Origin of the sequence: Cryptosporangium sp. NPDC048952, from assembly GCF_043197895.1 — a bacterium.
In the GTDB taxonomy this organism is placed as follows: Bacteria; Actinomycetota; Actinomycetes; order Mycobacteriales; family Cryptosporangiaceae; genus Cryptosporangium.
This window is the reverse complement of sequence record NZ_JBICTY010000008.1, coordinates 89220-107045: the sequence shown is the minus strand read 5'-3', so window position 1 is coordinate 107045 and position 17826 is coordinate 89220. Positions and strand designations below refer to the sequence as shown.

The following is a 17826-nucleotide window of genomic DNA, read 5'->3' as shown; positions in this document are numbered from 1 at the left end:
CATCCAACCACCGGATCTTCAACTGGGCATGGGAACGAAGTCCGCGCGGGTGCCACTCGGTGCAGTGGTGTCCGGACGGACGATGACGAAACCGTCCGCTCCGGCGACCCCGCGGAGCATCGCGGACCCGGCGTGCGGCAGCGTGACCGCGCCCTCCGGCGTCAGGCGCGCCAACGCCAGGTGCGTGAACGTGCCCCGCCCCGGGACGTCGTTCGCGACGACCACGGAGGCCAGCGGCGGCAACGGCGCTCCGGCCAACCCGGCGATGAGCGGCGCGGCGAGCGTCACCAGTCCGATCACCGCCGACTGCGGGTTGCCGGGCAGCCCGACCAGCCATCCGGCGCCCGGTCCCGGCAACCGCGCCGTGAGCATCGGGAATCCGGGACGCACCGCCACCGTGTCGACGACGTAGGACGCGCCCAGCGTCGCCAGCGTGGGGTGCAGGTGGTCGACCGGTCCGTGCATGGTGCCGCCGGTCGTGACGACGACGTCGGCCTGGGCGGCGGCGGCACGCACTCCGTTCTCGTGCGCCTCCAGCGTGTCCGCGGCACGCGTCACCGACACGACCTCGGCACCGAGCCGGCGCATCCAGGCCGGCAGCGACGGCCCGAGGGCGTCGCGTACCCGGCCGGCTCCGGGCGGACCGCTGTCGAGCAGCTCGTCCCCGAACACGACGACCGCGACCCGGGGCCGGCGGCGGACCGCGAGCACGTCGTGGCCGCACGCGGCCGCGAGCGCCAGCACGCCCGGCGTCACCCGGACGCCCGGCGGCAGCAGCACCTCACCGGCCGCCGCCTCCTCGCCGGTCGGACGCCACTCCTGCTTGTCGGGCAGCGGCGCGGTGACCCAGGAGCCGTTCTCGACCTCGGAACTCTCCAGGCGGATGACGTGCTCGGTGCCGACCGGCACCATGGCGCCGGTGGCGATCTCCACCGCGGTGCCCGACACCACGGTGATCTCGCTGGCGTCGCCGGCCAGCACCTGGCCGACCAGCCGCCACGGCGCCGGCCCGGCGACCGCGTAACCGTCCACGCTGGACGTGTCGAACGCGGGCAGCGCGGTGAGCGTCACCAGCGGGGTGGCCAGGACGGCGCCGTCCGCTTCGGCGAGCGGCACCGGCCGACCCGGAAGCGGGGTAGCGGCCGAGTGGACGGCCGCCCTGGCGTCGTCCCAACTGATCGGGTGGGTCACGCGTGCCCTCCGGGGTGGTCTCCACCGTTTAGCTGATCGATCGCGTGTGACAGCACCGGACCGAGTACGGCCAACCCGTCTTTGGCACCACCGCGGGAGCCGGGAAGGTTGACGATCAGCGTCCGACCCGCGACGCCGGCGATGCCGCGCGAGAGCATGGCTGCCGGGATCCGCGGCACCCCGTAGGCGCGGATCGCTTCGGCGATGCCCGGGATCTGGTAGTCCAGCACCGCCGCGGTGACGTCCGGCGTGCGGTCCGTCGGGTTGATGCCGGTGCCGCCGCTGGTCAGTACGGCGTCGACGCCGTCCGCCACGGCCGCGCGCAGAGCGTCGCCCACCGGATCTCCGTCGGGAACGACGACGGGATCGCCGACCTCGAACCCGAGTGCCCGCAGACCGTCGGCCAGCAACGGACCGCTGGTGTCCTCGTAGACACCGGCCGACGCCCGGTTGGACGCGACGATCACCCGCGCGGTGCGGCTCACCGGTCGACCGGCCGACGCCAGGAGCCGGTTTTGCCGCCGTCCTTGGCCTCGCAGCGCACGGCGTCCAGCGACGCCGCGGGGTCGACGGCCTTGACCATGTCGATCAACGTCAGGCCGGCGGCGGCCACCGCGGTCAACGCTTCCATTTCGACGCCGGTGCGGTCGGCCGTGCGGGTGGTCACCGTGATCGCGATTTCGGTGTCACGGATCTCGAAGTCGACGGTCACACCGTGCAACGCGATCGGATGGCACAGCGGCACCAGGTCGGGTGTGCGCTTAGCGCCCATGATCCCGGCGACGCGGGCGACAGCCAGCGCGTCGCCCTTCGGCAGTCCGTCGCGGCGCAGCAGGCCGATGACCTCGGCTGTCGTCCGCAACAGGCCGGTGGCCACGGCGGTTCGGACGGACTCCGACTTGGCGGAGACGTCGACCATTCGAGCCGACCCCGCCGCATCGACGTGACTGAGCTCCGGCATGCCTGGAGAGCTTACTGTCCGTCCCGGGCCACATCGGTCATCGGCCTGGTTCGATAGTGTCCAGTCGTGAGTGCACCCCTCCGCGGGAGGCTGGCCGATGGTCAGCCGGTCACCCTGCTCGCCGAGCTCGTCGATCCCGCCGAGGCCGAGTCCGCGGTCGCGGCCGGCGCTGAAGGCGTCGGGTTGCTGCGAAGTCGGTTCGCCGTCCGGCCCGACGGCTCGCCGCTGCCGACCGACGGTCAGCAGGCCGGCTACCGGCACGTGCTGCAGGCCTTTCCCGGTGCCCGGGTGACGGTCGAAGCCCTCGATCCCGGCGAACGCCAGGGTGCGTTCGGGATTCGCGGCGTGCGCGCGCTGCAGGCCCGTCCGGACGTCCTGTCTTCTCAACTCGACGCCATCGCCGGCGCCATCCGGGAGACCGGTGCGCACGCAGTCGACGTCGGGGTCGTCACGTCGATGGTCAGCGAACCGGACGAGGCGGCCTGGTTCCTGGAGGAGGCGCGCTACGGCAGTGTCGCCACGGCCGGTGTGCTCGTCGACCTGCCGGCGGCCGCACTGCTCGCGGGCACGATCCTGCGCACGGCGTCGTTCGCGACGATCGACCTCGACAGCCTGACGCGTTACGCGGTGGCCGCGGACCCGTCCGCCGGGAGCGGCCACTGGTACGACCCGTGGCAGCCTGCCGGCCTCCGCCTCGCCGAGCTGGTCGGGGCGTCGGGATCGTTGGCGGGCAAGGAGATCAGCGCCCGCGGTGCCGCCGCCGCGGACCCGCTGCTGGCGTGTGTCCTGATCGGTCTGGGCATCACCAGCCTGGTGCTGCCGGTCGACCGGCTCGAACCGGTGCGTGCCGCGCTGGCCCAGCACAAGTTCAGCGACTGCCTGCGCTACGCCGAACTGGCCACCCGCGCAAACTCCGCCGCCGACGCCAAACGCCGCGTCGTCGCGGCCGTGGACCGTTAGAGGCCCGTGGTCCTCGACTGGGTGACCAGCTCGCGGAGGCTGGTACCGGTGCCGATTCGTTGCCAGCGGCGCTGGGTCCAGGCGTGCAGCGTCCAGCCGTCGCGGGTGACCGCGGCGAGCACGCGGCCGTAGCGCTGCGCGACCTCTTGCAGCAGCGTCTGGATCCCGGTCTCGATCTGTACGGCGCGCCCCTGCTGTGCGGGGCTGAGCGGCTCGGTGCGGGCGACGTCGTGCTCGATACCGCCGAGGCGCTGGGGTAACGCCGCGAGGACGCGCCCCACCGCGTCGCCGAGCGTCAGGTCGATCTCCGGCGGCGCATACCGGCTCTGTGCACCCCGATGTGTCACCGCAAGGCCCCAACGCAGGCGCCCACGCGGATCGACGGCGATCGCGAACTCCGCCCGCGCATCGACGCCCAGCACCGGCCGCAGCAACGACTCGATCGGGACGTCCCCCGGCGGGCGGACGAAGTAGACCAGGCGCCCACCGGGCCGACCGGCGGTCAGCCGCGCCAGGTACTCGGCCACGGCCTCGCGCGGATCGGTGAGGTCCGTCGCCAGGACGCCGTCGCGCGCCAGCGCGCCGATCGACCGGATCCCATGGCTGCACAGCCAATCCACGTCGACGCCGAACGCCTCGGCCCACGCGACCGCTGTGAGTTCCCGCGGCACCCGCGCGCACCGCACGCCCTGATCGTTGACGAAGAACTCGACGTCCGGCGTCTTGCCGATCCGCAGGTTCGTGGTCTGGCCGCGCCCGTCCGGTCCGATCAGCGTCACGACCGCGCCGAGGTGGACCAGGCGCGTGTCGTCGCAGCCGGAGCAGTAGGGGTCCGGCGCCCGCCCGACGCCGGCGCAGCGCGGGCAGTCCGGCGTCGCCACGTCGTCCAGATAGGTACAGGAGCATTCGCGCCACGCGACGCCCGACACGCAGCGCGCGCAGCGCTGCGTGGGAATCGACGGCCCCAGCCATGGCGGGGTCTTCAGGTCGTCCACGCGGCCGACCACGCGCTCGACGGTCGACCGGACCTGGCCGGTCTGCTGCGCGGCGAGTAACTCGCGCTCCTCCACGACCTTCAGCGCGGAAAGCTGCCAACGACCGTCGCGCCAGGTGGCGCTGCCACCGGCCGCGCCACCGGCCGTGATCGAGACGGCAGCGACGAGGTCCTCCACCGTCCAGGCCGACGTGCCGTCACCGGCCGGCGGCGGCGAGGCCACCACCCAGTGACCGGAGGCGGTCGTCGCGCCCTTGCTCTGCTCGACCAGGTCGGACGGGGTGTGCGCGAGTAAGGACTCGACCAGCGTGGCCGTGCCCGGGTACCAGGCCTGGCCCTGCCGCGGATGCGCGTTGGGGACCTCGAAGGCGACCGACCAGAACCCGTCCAGGAAGCGCACGACGAGGTCGAGCCGGCCCGCGTCGGCCGCCCGGCGCAGCTCCACCAGCCGCTGCTCGGGATCGGTCTCGGTGCGGACACCCGCCGGGTAGCCGACGTAGAGGTGCCAGCGGCGGCGCCCGGCCCACTCGGCGATCGCTGCCTGCTCCGCGGCGGCCTTCTCGTCCTCCGGCGACGCGGGCGACCACGTGTCGGGGAGGTAGATCGGCGTGGCAAGGTCGTGCGTCGAGAGCGGCCGGTCGAGCATGTCGTAGAGCGTGTCGACGCCGACGCGCGCGGCCAGCTCGCTCACGATCGCCGACAGGTCGATGATCCAGCGGCCCGGACGGGCCTCCCACGGCACCGGCTCGAACGCGCCGGGCACGACCTGGACGGAGCCGGTCTGGCCGGTCACCGCGTTGACGACGGTCACCACGCCCTGGGCCAGCAGCGACCCACCCTGACGACACGGGAAGCACATGACGGTGGTCTCGCCGGAGCCCCGGCAGATCTCACAGTCCGGGTACGGGTCGGAGTCGGAGAGGAGGAGACGGCCGCTCACCAGGAACTCGGTGCCGTTGTGCCGACATGCGCACGGAGCGATCCTGAAACCGAGACCGTCGCACGCCGGACAGGCGATCAGCGCGGGCTCGACCGGAGCGGTGTCTGTCATGGAACCTCTTCGGGTTGCCTCGACCCTGTACTTCACGCTCGCTGAGCGTGTCTAGCGAGCGCTTCACGGTAGCGTTTGTACCGGCGTTGCGGGAGAGGTATCTGTTAAACATTGCCGTAAGTCTGGCAACCATTAGGCGCAATTAAGGTTTATCTACCGCAGTCGTACAGCATGCCTGCACGAGACCGTGACAAGGTCGTGTCAACACCCTCACGTTTGACCTGTTCAGGGCGGGAAAAGCTCCCTTTGACGGGTCACAGTGCTTCTTCACGGCAGGAGTGAGGGATGTCCGGGCTTCCGAAGAACCACAAGCTGGGGAAGGTGTACCGCTACGGCGGTGGCCTCACCGGCACGGCACTGCTGACGTTCGGCGTCCTCGGCTTCGTCGACAAGCTGGACTTCTTCTCCACGGAGGGGAAGGAGATCGCCGGCCTGTCGTCGAACGGAGCGCTGTCGCTGATCTCCGTCGTCGTCGGGGTGTGCCTGCTCGGCTGCGCTGCGGTCGGGGGCAACACCGCTTCCTGGGCCAACACGGTCTTCGGGTGGGCGTTCATCCTGAGCGGCCTGGTGAACCTGACGATCATGCGGACCGACCTGAACTTCCTCGCGTTCCGGATGAGCAACGTCATCTTCTCGTTCGTGGTCGGCACCGCACTGATCACGTTCGGTATGTACGGCCGGGTGAGCGGAGCGCTTCCGCCGGACAACCCCTACTGGCGCGAGCGCCACGGACTGCCTCCGGAGGTCCAGGAAGGCGAAGACCTGGAGATGGAGGCGCTGCTCGGCGGAGCCACCGACGGCGACCGGGGCAGCGACCCGCGCAACATGGCGCAGATCGCTGCGCCGACCGAAAAGAGTGCGCCCGCGCCGGTGCTCTCCGGTGGGCCGATCCTCGGTGGAGCACCCAAGCAGCAGTAGCGCCCGTTCAGAAGCCCCGCTTCCCGACGGAGGAGCGGGGCTTCTTCATGTCTCGGCGCGCTCGGCGATGAGTTGGCGCGGTGTCAGGCCGGTCAGCGCGCGGATCTCGCGGGTGGCGTGCGGCTGATCGGCGTACCCGGCGGCGACCGCGGCGGCTCCGACCGGGGCGAACTCGGCCCGGCCGAGGAACTCGTGCAGCCGGGCGACCCGCTGCAGCGTCTTCGGGCTCAGGCCGGTCTCGGTACGCACGAGACGGCGGAGATGCCGGGGTGAATAGCCGGCGCGGTCGGCGACCGCGTCCACGGACGGGGCACCGGGTCCAGTCAGGGCTCGCACGATGCCGACGGTCGGCTCGTCCGGTCGGACGTCCTGCCACGGGAGGTCCGTGCCCTCCCAGACCGCTTCGGCCACTCGCCGGGCGACACCGTCACCGAGGACTGCTTCCAGCGGGAGCGTTCGGTCGGTCAACTCGTCGGCGTCGAGGCCGAAGACCGTCCGGATCGCGTAGGGCTCGATCCGGAGGCCGTGGATCCGGACGCCGGTGGCCAGCCGGGGCAGTTCGACCTGTGTGGGCGGCCCGACCAGAACGGCCCGGCCGTCCGCCGTCACGAGGATGTCCGCACAGTTGTCCGGGAGGACCCGCTGGACGTGGCCGGTGCTCTCCTGCTCCCACGCGCACCGGACCAGGTGTTCGAGCCCCGGTACGTCGAACTCCCGGTACGAACCGTGGCCGGTTCGTTCAAGACCGGACGGCGGCGCAGCGGCAGAGTGGTCGTCATGGAACAGAAGCTGAACGTGCTCACGCTCGGCGTCCGCGATCTGGACGCCAGCCGCCGGTTCTTCGTCGACGGCCTCGGCTGGAAGCCGCACCTCGACGTGCCCGGTGAAGTGATCTTCCTCCAGGTCGGTCACGGCTTCCTCCTCTCGCTGTGGGATCGCGAGGCGATGGCGGCCGAGGTCGGTGAATTCCACCGCGGTGGCGACGCGCTGCCGATCACGCTGGCGCACAACGTCGACTCCGACGAGGAAGTGACCGCCGTACTCGATCGTGCCACCGCAGCGGGAGGCTCAATCCTCGTTCCGGCCACCCGTCGGGACTGGGGTGGTGTCTCCGGCTACTTCGCCGACCCGGACGGCTTCCGCTGGGAGGTCGCTCACAACCCGGGCCTGACGTTCTCACCGGACGGAACCATCACCTTCGCCCCGCCGTCAGAATGAGCCGGTGGAATCTTCGTTCGCTGAGCTCTATCCGGATGTAGCGGCGGCCGGCAGCCTCGCGGTCGCGCTGGGGCAGGTCGCCGCTGATCTGGGGCTCGACCTGGGCGAGTTGCAGTCGGCCGATCCGATGGTGCTGCTCGAGTGGGTGGTCGTTCCCAGCGCCGCGCCCGACGGTCGGCCGCTGTGGATCCGCACGGCGCCGGTCGAGCGCGTGTTCAACGTCGACGGGCGATCGGTGGACGGGCGGCGCCTGCGGGGCGGGACACCGGACCTGGACGAGGTGGCCCGCGCCGCGTCGGCCTGGCGGAACGGTGCGAGCCTGGCGGAGATCCAGCTGGTGGCGGCGTTCGTGAACGGCGCTTAGACGCCGGTACTCATGTCGACAAATCGACTGAAGTGACCTTGGAAGGCTACCGTCACCGTGTCCGTCGGGCCGTTACGGTGCTTGGCCAGGATGAAGTCGGCTTCACCCGCACGCGGCGACTCCTTTTCGTAGTAGTCCTCGCGGTGCAGCAGGAGCACCATGTCGGCGTCCTGCTCGATCGACCCTGATTCACGCAGGTCGGACAGCTGCGGACGCTTGTCGGTGCGCTGCTCGGGGCCACGGTTGAGCTGGGATGCCGCGATCACCGGCACCTCGAGTTCCTTCGCCAGCAGCTTGAGGCCACGGGACAGTTCCGCGACCTCCTGCTGGCGCGACTCGACCTTCTTGTTGCCGGTCATCAGCTGCAGGTAGTCGATGACGATGAGCCGCAGGTCGTGGCGCTGCTTGAGCCGCCGCGCCTTAGCCCGGATCTCCATCATCGTCATGTTCGGCGAGTCGTCGATGAACAGCGGCGCTTCGCTGACCTCACCGATGCGCCGGGCCAGCTTCGTCCAGTCGTCCTCGGAGAGCTGGCCGGAGCGCAGGTGGTGCAGCGGCACCCGGGCCTCGGCCGAGAGCAGACGCATGGTGATCTCGATCTTCGACATCTCCAGGCTGAAGACCGCCGCGGTGAGCCGGTTGCGGATTGACGCCGAGCGCGCGACGTCGAGGCCGAACGTGCTCTTACCGAGACCGGGACGGGCCGCGACGATGATCAGCTGGCCCGGGTGCAGGCCGTTGGTCAGCCGGTCGAAGTCGGCGAACCCCGTTGGGACGCCGCTCATGATGCCGCCGGTGGCACCGATCGCTTCGATCTCGTCCATCGTCGGCTGGAGCAGCTCTTCCAGCACCGTGTAGTCGTCGCTGGTGCGCTTCTCCGTGACGTCGTAGATGGCCTGCTGCGCCATGTCGACGACGTCGTCCACCTCGCGCCCGGCGCCGGCAGCCGACCCGTAGCCCAGTTGCACGATGCGGGTGCCCGCCTCGACCAGGCGCCGGAGGATCGCGCGCTCGGCGACGATGCGGGCGTAGTACGCCGCGTTCGCCGCCGTCGGCACCTGCTGGATCAGCGTGTGGACGTAGGGCGCGCCGCCGACGCGGGCCAGTTCCGCGCGGTCGGCCAGCGCGGCCACGACCGTGACCGGGTCGGCGGGCTCGCCACGGCCGTACAGGTCGAGGACGGTGTCGAAGACCAGCGCGTGCGCGGGCTTGTAGAAGTCGTTGGACCGCAGGATCTCGACGACGTCGGCGATCGCGTCCTTCGAGAGGAGCATGCCGCCCAGGACGCTCTGTTCCGCGGCGAGATCCTGTGGGGGCGTGCGGTCGAACTCGCTCGGCGCGGAGTATGCCTTGACCTCGTCGGTGACGGCCACGTGCGTCCCTCCCGGCCTTCGGCGCCCCACCTCGGAGCAGTTCACCTCAGTCGTACCGGATGGGTCCGACAGTTCGGTGGTACGACCATATGGAGCCGGGGATGGGGTGGACAAACTGGCCTGTGCACAGCCCTGTGGATAAACCTGTGGAAGACAGGGGGTAACTCTGTGTGGTAGCTGTGCAGGAAGGTGTGAACTACGCTCGCTGAACACCGTTTCGGGGTGGGTTGACCAGCGCAAAGGTGGTCCACCGGGTGTGGACGGCAATTAGTCGTCCCATCGATGTCGCTCTTGGTTACAGCGCGTAGGGCTTCACATCGCTGCGTACACGTTCTATCCACAGCACGGGTTCAGCGGCGGCGGACCGCCGGTTCGAGCACGATTCGGCGCGCGATGTCGCGCGTGATCGTGTGGACGGCCCCGAAGCCCGGCTCGCCCTCGGCGATCGGCCGAAGGCGCGACCACCGCCGCCAGTGCTTGCGCAGCGTCCGCTCGGGCACTTTCCGGCCGCGGATCCGCTGCCCGTCGAGCGACTCGGCCAACGAGACGTTCAGCCAGAGCAGGATCGCCGGGCGCCGTGAGAGGCGCGCGAGGACGCCCAGCAGGCGGCGGGCCCAGCCGCGGGTCGCGGTGTCGTGCAGCACGATCGTCTTGCGGCCGGCTAACGCGAGCAGCAGGCGGACGTAGTGCTCGAGGTAGACCAGCGGACGCCAGATCCGGTAACCGCGCCGACCGCCGAGCAGCCGCTCCCAGCGCGTCCGGATGTCCTCCGGGTCGCGGACGCTGAAGACGCCCCGCGGCGACGTCACGCGCAGCCGGTGCAGCAGCGTGCTCTTGCCCGCCCCCGGCACCCCACCGACGACGACGAACGCCCGGTACGGCAGCTCCAGCCGCGGGGTGTCGCCGGGATCGGGTTCAGCCGGGTCGAGGCGCGCCGGACCGCCGCGGGGCGCGGCGCCGCGACGCGGGACCCGGGTGGCGGCCGGCAGTGGTTCCGGCAGCGTGTTCAGGTCGGGCGTGGGGGTCGAAGGGGCGAAGAACAGAGCGGATGAAAGAACGGCGGTCCCGACCTTCATACTTCAGTGTGCGCACGGCCAGGCAAGAATTAGCTGAGGCGAGTCGCTACCCGGACAGTCACGGGAGCCACGAGAGGTGGTCCTTGAGGAGCGTGTAGCCGACGAACGCGACGACGTCGATCAGCCAGTGCCCGAGCACCAATGGCCAGAGCCGGTTGGTGCGCTGCCAGAAGCGCCCGTAGACCAGTCCCATGATCAGGTTGCCGAGGAAGCCGCCGAAGCCCTGATAGAGGTGGTACGAGCCGCGCAGGACCGCGGCGGACAGCAGTGAGGCGTTCTCGCCGAGACCGAGCTGGCGCAGCCGGGTGATGAAGTACCCGACGACGAGGACCTCCTCCGCCCAGGCGTTCGCGAAGGCCGCGACGATCAGCACCGGCGCCCGCCACCAGACGTCGTCCAGCGCCGCCGGCACCACTGTGAGGTTGATCCCGATCGCCCGGGTGACGAGGTAGAACGCGAGCCCGGGGAGCCCGATGAGCGCCGCGAGCCCGGCACCGCCCGCCAGGTCGCCGCGGATGCGGTCGCGGTCGAGCCCGATCGTCCGCAGGCTGATCCCCGACCGCCACAGCAGGTACAGGCCGAGGCCACCCCAGACGCCCAGCTGCCCCGCGGACACCAACTGGTAGGCGAGGTCGACCAGGTCGGCCGCGGCGCGGGAGACGTTGAGCGCGACGGTCTGCTCGGAGAGCGGCTCGGGTTGGAGGAGCGAATCGAGTAGCGACAGCAGGCTGCGGACGCCGGAGAGCCCCAGCGTCAGGGCGAAGACCAGGAACACTTCGAACCCGAGTGCGCGCCGCTCGGCGGGGTCGGTGACCACTATCGGCTCCGCCGGCCGAGCGGGCGCGAAGATGGTGCGCACGCTCACCGTCGCAGGTTACGCCGATGGCCGGCCCGCGGAGCGGACCGGCCATCGGAACGAGCGGGACTTACTTCTCCGCGACCACGTCGAGGGAGATGTTCGCCGACACGTCGGGGTGCAGGCGCACCGCGACCTTGTGCGACCCGGTCGTCTTGATGTGACCGGGCAGCTCGAGGCGACGCTTGTCGAGCTCCGGGCCACCGGCCCGGACCACGGCGGCGACGACGTCGGCAGTGGTGACCGAGCCGAACAGCCGGCCACCCTCGCCGGCGCGGGTCGAGAGCTGAACCTTCAGCTTCTCGACCTCGGCCTTGATCTCCTGCGCGTGACCGAGGTCGCGCACCTGACGAGCGTCGCGCGCACGCTTGATCTGCGCGACCTGCTTCTCCTGGCCGCGGGTGGCCGCGATGGCCTTGCCCTGCGGCAGCAGGAAGTTACGGCCGTAGCCGTCCTTCACCTCGACGATGTCGCCGGGTGAACCGAGGCCGCTGACCTCGGAGGTGAGGATGATCTTCATTTATCCTCGCCTCTCTCAGCGCGCGGTGCTGGTGTAGGGCAGCAGCGCCATCTCGCGGGCGTTCTTGATCGCGCGCGCGATCTGCCGCTGCTGCTGGCTCGAGACGCCGGTCACTCGACGGGCACGGATCTTGCCGCGGTCGGAAATGAACTTCCGCAGCAGCGCCGTGTCCTTGTAGTCGATGTAGGTGATCTTGTCTTTGTCGAGCGGGTTGATCTTCTTCTTGGGCTTCCGCACGGGCGGCTTGGCCATGGGTCTTCCTTTACTCTGCTCTGGCTATCAGTGGCTCTACGCGGCTGTGGCCGACGCGGCTCTAGAAGGGGGGCTCGTCGGCGAACGCGCCGCCGCCGCCTCCCCCGCCGGCCGGGGTGGCCACGGCCCACGGGTCGTCTGCGGGCGCCCCACCGCCGGAGTTACCGCCGCCGCCGGAGCCGGACGAGCCGTAGCCGCCGCCGCTGCTCCCGCCGTTGCCACCGCTACCGCGGGTCGTCTTGTTGACCCGCGCGGTCGCGCTACGCAGCGACGGGCCGACCTCGTCGACCTCGACCTCGAAAACGGTGCGCTTTTCGCCCTCGCGCGTCTCGTAGGACCGCTGCCGGAGCCGGCCCTGGATGATGACGCGCATGCCGCGCTGCAGCGACTCGGCCACGTTCTCCGCCGCCTGACGCCAGACGTTGCAGGTGAGGAAGAGGCTCTCGCCGTCCTTCCACTCCCCGCTCTGCCGGTCGTAGGTCCGCGGCGTCGACGCGATCCGGAACTTCGCTACAGCCGCGCCACTCGGGGTGAAGCGCAGCTCGGGGTCGTCAACCAGGTTGCCGACCAGGGTGATGACGGTTTCGCCTGCCATGGGGTGCGATCCTCCTCAACCGGGTTTCGTCGAACACCATGCACGAGGGGTACGACGAAATTCGGTTGATCTCAGCGCGTCAGCGCTGGTCGGGGCGGATGACCTTCGTCCGCAGAACGGACTCGTTGAGGTTGAGCTGACGGTCGAGCTCCGCGACGGCCGGAGGCTCCGAGTTCAGGTCGACGATGGCGTAGATGCCTTCGACCTTCTTGTTGATCTCGTACGAGAGGCGACGTCGGCCCCACACGTCGACCTTCTCGACGCTTCCGCCAGCAGTGCGGATCACGTTGAGGAAGGTGTCGAGCGAGGGCTGAACGGTGCGTTCCTCAAGATCAGGGTCGAGGATCACCATGACTTCGTAATGACGCAAGGTAGAACCCACCTCCTTTGGACTCAGGCGGTCACGGTCGGTCCGTGACAGGAGGGTCGATCGCGTCATGCAATCCCGTCCACCTTACCAGCGCTCACGGAGTGCTACCGACCCCACGAGACCCCCTGTGGATCAGCTCCGACGGCGTCGCGCTTTTCGCGCTTTTCGCGCCGCCTGGGAGTGCGCTCCGACTTCCACGACCGGCCGGAACGCGAGGACGGTGCGGAAGAGCACGGTTCCCAGCCCGGTCAGCACCACGGCGCCGAGCAGGAACACGAGACCGAGCTGGTCGTGGGTGCTCGAGAAGCCCGGGAACGGGGGGAGCACGGGCTCGACGTCGGCCTCGGGGCCGGCCTTCGGGTCGGCCCGGTGGGGCGCGGGGGCCGCGTGGCCGCCGTTCGGTGTTTCGTCGTCGGAGGCGGCGGAATCGTCCGGCGACTCCGAGGTTCCAGCTGTCGCCGCCATCCGTGACGATTCCGGCGACTCCTCCGTCGAAGGCTCCAATGGCTCGGCGTCCCCGGGTTCCGGTGTTTCAGACGTCGATGTCGACGTCGACGCCCCGGGGGCGCCGGGAGCCCCGCTCGACGGCCGTGGCGCGGCAGAAGGGGGCGTCGCCGACTCCGCAGGTGCGGCCCGCACCGAGAACGCCGGCCGTACCGTCACCCGCCCCACCGAGGACGTCAGCGCTCCCACCACCGGCAGCTTCACCGACGTCGCGGACGCGGCGAACGTCTCGACCCGGTTCCCGCCCGGAAATCGCATCGACGCCGAGCCGCCCGGCTCCACGCGGGTGGACGTGCCTCCGACGCTCACGGTCAGCATCGCGGTCGTGGCGTTGACGAAGGCCACTTCGCCCCCGGCTGGAACCGTCACCGCGGCCGGCTGCACCGAGATCGAGCTGAGCAGTCCGAGGACGTCGAGCGCGCCGGTGAACGTCATCGTCGCCTCGACCGCGCGCACCGGCGTCGGCAGCAACCAAAGCAGGAACGCAAAGACGAGTAAGACCCTTCTCGGCACCGGCCCTCCCGCGCCCGTCTTCCGGCCGTGATTGCTCTGTTCGAGATCAACGAGAACCCGGCCCAACGGTGACGCCCGTCCTCCGGGCACGCCCCGGAACTGTCGCCCGCGCCCACTAGGCTCGCGCCATGCGAATCGGTGCCCATGTCGACCCGGCCGACCCGCTGGCCGCCGCCTCCGTGCGCGGCGCCGACGTGGTCCAGTTCTTCCTCGGTGATCCGCAAGGCTGGAAGAAACCGGTTCCGCGGGACGACGTCGAGGCGCTACGGGCCAGCGAGGTCGACATCTACGTCCACGCGCCGTACGTCATCAACCTGGCCAGTACGAACAACCGCATCCGGATCCCGTCGCGGAAGATCCTGGGCCAGCACGCCGAGGCCGCCGCGAACGTCGGCGCGAAGGGCCTGATCGTCCACGGCGGCCACGTCGGCACGGGTGACGACGCCGAGGTCGGGTTCGAGAACTGGCGCAAGGCGTTCGCCCAGGCCGCGGAGTCCGGCGGCTTCCCGCTGCCGATCCTGGTCGAGAACACCGCCGGTGGCGACAACGCGATGGCCCGCCGGTTCGATCGGCTGGCGATGCTGTGGGACGCGATCGGTGAGTACGAGCCCGGCTTCTGCCTCGACACGTGCCACGCGCACGCCGGCGGCGAAGACCTGCTGAACATCGTCGACCGGGTGAAGGCGATCACCGGTCGCATCGACCTGGTGCACGTGAACGACTCGAAGGACCCGTTCGACTCCGGCCGGGACCGGCACGAGAACCTCGGCAGCGGCCAGATCGACGCCGACCTGATCGTCGCCACCGTGAAGGCAGCCGGCGCACCGGCGATCTGCGAGACGCCCGGCGGCGACGACGGCCAGACCGCCGATATCCGCCTGCTTCGAGACAAGCTCGGTCTCAAGGAGCGGCTGGCCAAGTGAGCGTGGCGGCGCCAGAAGCCCCGGATCGGCCGCGCAACGATCGGCTACGCCGAATCACCACCAGCGAGTTCACGCTCGTCGGCGTCGGGCTCGCGCTCGTCGCGGTGATCCTCACGTGGCCGACGCTGAAGCACCCGGCCACCACCGTCCCCCAGGACACGTTCGACCCGCTGCTCATCGCCTGGGAGATCGCCTGGGGCGGCCACGCCCTGCTCACCCAGCCCGGTGCGCTCTGGCAGGCCAACGTGCTCTTCCCGGAGCCCGACTCGTTCGCGTTCACCGACAGCCTGCTCGGTTACGCACCCCTCGGATTCGTCGGCGAAGGCCCCACCGCCGCGCTCGTCCGCTACAACATCGCCTACGTCCTGGCGTTCTACCTCGCCTCGGTGGGCGGCTACGCGCTCGCGAAGAGGCTCGGCTCCGCCTGGCCCGGCGCCGTGCTGGCCGGCCTCGCCGTCGGGTACGCCCCGTGGCGGCTCGGTCAGGCCGGGCACCTGCACGTGCTCTCCACCGGCGGCATCGCGCTGGCGCTGGCCGCGCTGGCCAAGGGACACGGTTACTCGTTCACCCGCGGCTTCCAGAAGGACGAGGTACGGCCCGGCTGGGCCGCAGTCGGCTGGGGTCTGGCCTGCTGGCAGATCACAATCGGCTTCGGTGTCGGCCTGCCGTTCGGCTACGTGCTCGGCGGCATCTGCGTGGTCTCGGCGATCGGCTGGCTGATCGCCAAGCGGCCGACCCTGCCGAAGAAACTGCTGATCGCGGACGGCGTCGGCATGCTCGCTTTTCTGGCGATCACAGGCCTGATGGCCCGGCCGTACCTGCGGGTCGTCGAGGCCCACCCGTATGCCCGGCGCACCGAGGCCGACCTCGGGCTGTTCTCGCCGCCGTTCCGCGGCTTCCTCACCGCACCGGAGACGTCCTGGCTGTGGGGCGAGTCGTCGGCGCGCGCCCGCGAGACACTGCTCTGGGCGCCGGAGATGACGATGCTTCCGGGCATCTTCCTCGCCGCCGTGGCAACGGTCGGCCTGTTCATCAGCACCTGGACCGTGCGTCAGCGCGTCCTGCTGTGGGTCGCCACCGTCGTCAGCGTCGTCCTCGGCATGGGCACGACGTTCCTCGGCACCGGCGAGCTCGGCTACCTGCTGCTCTACCGCTACCTGCCGGGCTGGGACGCGATCCGCACCCCCGGCCGCCTGGTCGTCTGGACCACGCTGCTGCTCGCGCTGCTCGCGGCCGGTGCGATCACCGCGTTCGGCAACCGCTTCGCACGGGACGGAACCTGGCCGCGGTTCGTCGTCGCGCTCGCGCTCGTTCCGGCCGTGCTGGTGGGCGTCGAGGGCCTCAACACCACACCGCACCCCACAGTGCCCACCCAGCCGCAGGCGTTCACGCACGTCGCCGGGCCGGCGCTGGTGCTCCCCAGCGACGCCCGCGACCAGTGGGTGATGCTCTGGTCCACCGACGGGTTCCCGAAGATCGTCAACGGTGGCTCCGGTTTCACGCCGAAGTCCCAGGAGACGATCCGGGCCGCCGCGGAGGAGTTCCCCACCGAGCGCAGCATCGCCTACTTCCGGCGCCTCGGCATCAACACAGTGGTCGTTCTCCGCGGGGGTGATCTCAGCGCGGTCGGCACGCCGTACGAGCACGCGCTGACCGACGACGTCAGCGGGCTCGACGTCCTACGTACCGACCGCGGCGACGGGGTGTCGTTCGACCTCCGGTGATTCGGGCGGGGATGCCGTCTCGTCGAGCACCCCGCCCTCCGGATCGTCGACACCGTCGCGCCGCACGACGTCCAACTCCGGACGCAGGATCTCGCGGACCACCAGTCCGCACAGCACGGCGACGCTCACCCACCGGCCGATGCTGGCCAGCGTGAACGCCGCCTCCGGCAGCACTGTGGTCTTGCCGCCGGAGACCCGGATCAGGATCTGGTAGAAGCTGAAGAAGTAGGCGAGCTCGGCGGCCTGCCAGAGCAGGATCGCCCGCCACTTCGGCCGGGCCAGCACCGCCAGCGGGATCAGCCAGAGCACGAACTGCTGCGACCACACCTTGTTCGTCAGCAGGAACGCGGCAACGACCAGGAACGCCACCTGGCCGAGCCGCGGGCGCCGCCGGGCGAACAGCACCAGCGCGGCGATGCCGATGCAGCACAGCGTGAACGTCACCCACGCCACCGTGTTCAACGCCGGGATGTGCTCACCGAGCCAGACGAACGGGGGCAGCCCGAGCTCCGGCTTGCCCTCGGCGTCGCGGCCGACCGGGATGTGAGTGCCGATGTACCAGAACGTGCCCCAGTCGATCGGCCGCTCCGACGACAGCGAGAAGAACTTCGACCAGCCCGACGGCGCCATGATCGCGAACGGCACGTTGATCACCAGCCAGGTGAAAACGCCGCTGCTGACGGTGACCAGCGCCGAGAAGCGCGCCTCCGCCGTGCGTCGCCGGAAGCAGAGCAGTACCAGCGGCCCGAGGATCAGCAGCGGGTAGAACTTCGCAGCCGTCGCCAAGCCGAACAGGATGCCTGCCCAGCCGGGCCGTTTTCGTGACCAGGCCAGGATCGCCAGCGCCGTCAGCGCGATCGCGAGGTAGTCCCAGTTGACGGTCGCGGTGACGAAGACGGCGGGTGCCAGCGCGACGATCGCGCCGTCCCAGGGCCGTCGTTCCCGGGAACGCACCACCGCCCACGCCGTGACGAGCCCGAAGCCGGCCAGCGCCAGGGCCGTCAGGTCGTAGAAGACCGTGCCCTCGTTGACGTTGCCCGGCGTCAGGGAGTCGACGGCCCCGCTGGAGATCAGCGCGTGGACCGGCAGCCCGATGACGCCCATCATGATGCCCGTGAGCACCGGGTACTCGACGTCGTGGTCGAGGTAGGGGATGTAGCCCTTGTTGAGCTCCTCGGCGTAGTAGAGCGCGAGGACGTCGGTGTAGCAGGCGTTGCGGTACTGGTCGTAGTTCTCCCAGGCGCCGTCCCGGCAGGGAGACTTCTGCACCCAGTTGAACGCGAACACCAGCGTGGTCAGCAGCAGGATCACCTGCAGCGGAGTCCAGAACCGCCGACGCAGGGTCGCGTGCCTGCCCAGCGGGCCGCCCACCGCCCGGGACAGGCCGGCCACGACTCGATCGTTGTGGCTCGGGAGCACGATGTCGACGTCGGTTCGCTCGCTCACGCCACGATCCTGCCGTA

20 protein-coding genes are annotated in these 17826 nt (G+C 70.3%); 6 read left to right on the top strand and 14 right to left on the bottom strand.

The annotated features are described in order from the left end of the window. Positions 1-18: 18 nt before the first annotated feature. From ACGFY5_RS37335 to moaC, 3 genes are read right to left on the bottom strand one after another with little or no spacing between them, the layout of a single operon-like run. Positions 19-1191 (bottom strand): molybdopterin molybdotransferase MoeA, encoded by a 1173-nt coding sequence (locus ACGFY5_RS37335; protein WP_392728116.1) that lies wholly within the window; start codon positions 1189-1191, stop codon positions 19-21. Continuing rightward, positions 1188-1676, bottom strand: a complete 489-nt coding sequence (locus ACGFY5_RS37330) for a molybdenum cofactor biosynthesis protein B (protein WP_392728113.1) — start codon at positions 1674-1676, stop codon at positions 1188-1190. The genes ACGFY5_RS37335 and ACGFY5_RS37330 overlap by 4 nt, the downstream gene beginning before the upstream one ends. Then, complete coding sequence (moaC, locus tag ACGFY5_RS37325) at positions 1673-2152, bottom strand: cyclic pyranopterin monophosphate synthase MoaC (RefSeq protein WP_392728110.1); 480 nt, start codon at positions 2150-2152, stop codon at positions 1673-1675. The genes ACGFY5_RS37330 and moaC overlap by 4 nt, the downstream gene beginning before the upstream one ends. Before the next feature lie 66 nt (positions 2153-2218). On the opposite strand from moaC, the gene ACGFY5_RS37320 reads away from it, so the two are divergent. Next, the gene (locus ACGFY5_RS37320) at positions 2219-3112 is read left to right on the top strand and encodes a putative PEP-binding protein (protein ID WP_392728108.1); all 894 of its coding nucleotides are present in this window, start codon (positions 2219-2221) and stop codon (positions 3110-3112) included. Here the strand turns inward: ACGFY5_RS37320 and ACGFY5_RS37315 are convergent. Next, complete coding sequence (locus ACGFY5_RS37315; RefSeq protein ID WP_392728105.1) at positions 3109-5157, bottom strand: hypothetical protein; 2049 nt, start codon at positions 5155-5157, stop codon at positions 3109-3111. The two genes, ACGFY5_RS37320 and ACGFY5_RS37315, sit on opposite strands and share 4 nt — an antisense overlap. 285 nt (positions 5158-5442) lie before the next feature. Here ACGFY5_RS37315 and ACGFY5_RS37310 point away from each other — a divergent pair, with 285 nt between their 5' ends. Next, entirely contained in the window at positions 5443-6075 is a 633-nt protein-coding gene (locus ACGFY5_RS37310) for a DUF4383 domain-containing protein (protein WP_392728103.1), read from the top strand. Positions 6076-6120: 45 nt separating this feature from the next. Here ACGFY5_RS37310 and ACGFY5_RS37305 read toward each other — a convergent pair whose 3' ends face one another. Beyond that, complete coding sequence (locus ACGFY5_RS37305) at positions 6121-6762, bottom strand: helix-turn-helix domain-containing protein (RefSeq protein ID WP_392729063.1); 642 nt, start codon at positions 6760-6762, stop codon at positions 6121-6123. Between ACGFY5_RS37305 and ACGFY5_RS37300 the strand changes: the two genes are divergently transcribed. Both ACGFY5_RS37300 and ACGFY5_RS37295 read left to right on the top strand, forming a co-directional pair. Continuing rightward, the gene (locus tag ACGFY5_RS37300; RefSeq protein WP_392728100.1) at positions 6724-7293 is read left to right on the top strand and encodes a VOC family protein; all 570 of its coding nucleotides are present in this window, start codon (positions 6724-6726) and stop codon (positions 7291-7293) included. The genes ACGFY5_RS37305 and ACGFY5_RS37300 overlap by 39 nt on opposite strands. Before the next feature lie 4 nt (positions 7294-7297). Then, positions 7298-7657 carry a hypothetical protein gene (locus ACGFY5_RS37295; RefSeq protein WP_392728097.1) on the top strand — a complete coding sequence of 120 codons (360 nt, stop codon included), beginning with the start codon at positions 7298-7300 and terminating at the stop codon, positions 7655-7657. On the opposite strand, the gene dnaB is transcribed toward ACGFY5_RS37295, so the two are convergent. The 8 genes from dnaB to ACGFY5_RS37255 all read right to left on the bottom strand — a co-directional run bounded on the left by dnaB (position 7654) and on the right by ACGFY5_RS37255 (position 13716). Beyond that, complete coding sequence (gene dnaB / locus ACGFY5_RS37290; RefSeq protein WP_392728095.1) at positions 7654-9030, bottom strand: replicative DNA helicase; 1377 nt, start codon at positions 9028-9030, stop codon at positions 7654-7656. The two genes, ACGFY5_RS37295 and dnaB, sit on opposite strands and share 4 nt — an antisense overlap. A gap of 350 nt (positions 9031-9380) precedes the next feature. After that, positions 9381-10106, bottom strand: coding sequence for an AAA family ATPase (locus ACGFY5_RS37285; RefSeq protein ID WP_392728093.1), 726 nt, complete (start codon positions 10104-10106; stop codon positions 9381-9383). Positions 10107-10164: 58 nt separating this feature from the next. After that, positions 10165-10971 (bottom strand): CPBP family intramembrane glutamic endopeptidase, encoded by an 807-nt coding sequence (locus tag ACGFY5_RS37280; protein WP_392728091.1) that lies wholly within the window; start codon positions 10969-10971, stop codon positions 10165-10167. 61 nt (positions 10972-11032) lie between these two features. Continuing rightward, positions 11033-11482: a 50S ribosomal protein L9 gene (rplI, locus tag ACGFY5_RS37275; RefSeq protein WP_392728089.1), complete on the bottom strand. Its 450-nt coding sequence runs from the start codon at positions 11480-11482 to the stop codon at positions 11033-11035. 15 nt (positions 11483-11497) lie between these two features. Next, positions 11498-11734 carry a 30S ribosomal protein S18 gene (gene rpsR, locus ACGFY5_RS37270; protein ID WP_035859653.1) on the bottom strand — a complete coding sequence of 79 codons (237 nt, stop codon included), beginning with the start codon at positions 11732-11734 and terminating at the stop codon, positions 11498-11500. A gap of 61 nt (positions 11735-11795) precedes the next feature. Next, positions 11796-12329, bottom strand: coding sequence for a single-stranded DNA-binding protein (locus ACGFY5_RS37265; RefSeq protein WP_392728086.1), 534 nt, complete (start codon positions 12327-12329; stop codon positions 11796-11798). A 79-nt stretch (positions 12330-12408) separates the two neighbouring features. Beyond that, on the bottom strand, positions 12409-12699 hold the full coding sequence (rpsF, locus tag ACGFY5_RS37260; RefSeq protein ID WP_035859660.1) for a 30S ribosomal protein S6: 291 nt from the start codon (positions 12697-12699) through the stop codon (positions 12409-12411). A gap of 132 nt (positions 12700-12831) precedes the next feature. Then, entirely contained in the window at positions 12832-13716 is an 885-nt protein-coding gene (locus ACGFY5_RS37255; protein WP_392728083.1) for a hypothetical protein, read from the bottom strand. Positions 13717-13844: 128 nt separating this feature from the next. Between ACGFY5_RS37255 and ACGFY5_RS37250 the strand changes: the two genes are divergently transcribed. Together ACGFY5_RS37250 and ACGFY5_RS37245 are read left to right on the top strand one after the other, a co-directional pair. Continuing rightward, positions 13845-14639: a deoxyribonuclease IV gene (locus tag ACGFY5_RS37250; protein WP_392728081.1), complete on the top strand. Its 795-nt coding sequence runs from the start codon at positions 13845-13847 to the stop codon at positions 14637-14639. After that, on the top strand, positions 14636-16363 hold the full coding sequence (locus ACGFY5_RS37245) for a hypothetical protein (RefSeq protein ID WP_392728078.1): 1728 nt from the start codon (positions 14636-14638) through the stop codon (positions 16361-16363). The genes ACGFY5_RS37250 and ACGFY5_RS37245 overlap by 4 nt, the downstream gene beginning before the upstream one ends. Here ACGFY5_RS37245 and ACGFY5_RS37240 read toward each other — a convergent pair. Beyond that, entirely contained in the window at positions 16319-17809 is a 1491-nt protein-coding gene (locus tag ACGFY5_RS37240) for a glycosyltransferase family 87 protein (RefSeq protein WP_392728076.1), read from the bottom strand. The genes ACGFY5_RS37245 and ACGFY5_RS37240 overlap by 45 nt on opposite strands. Between the last annotated feature and the right edge of the window lie 17 nt (positions 17810-17826).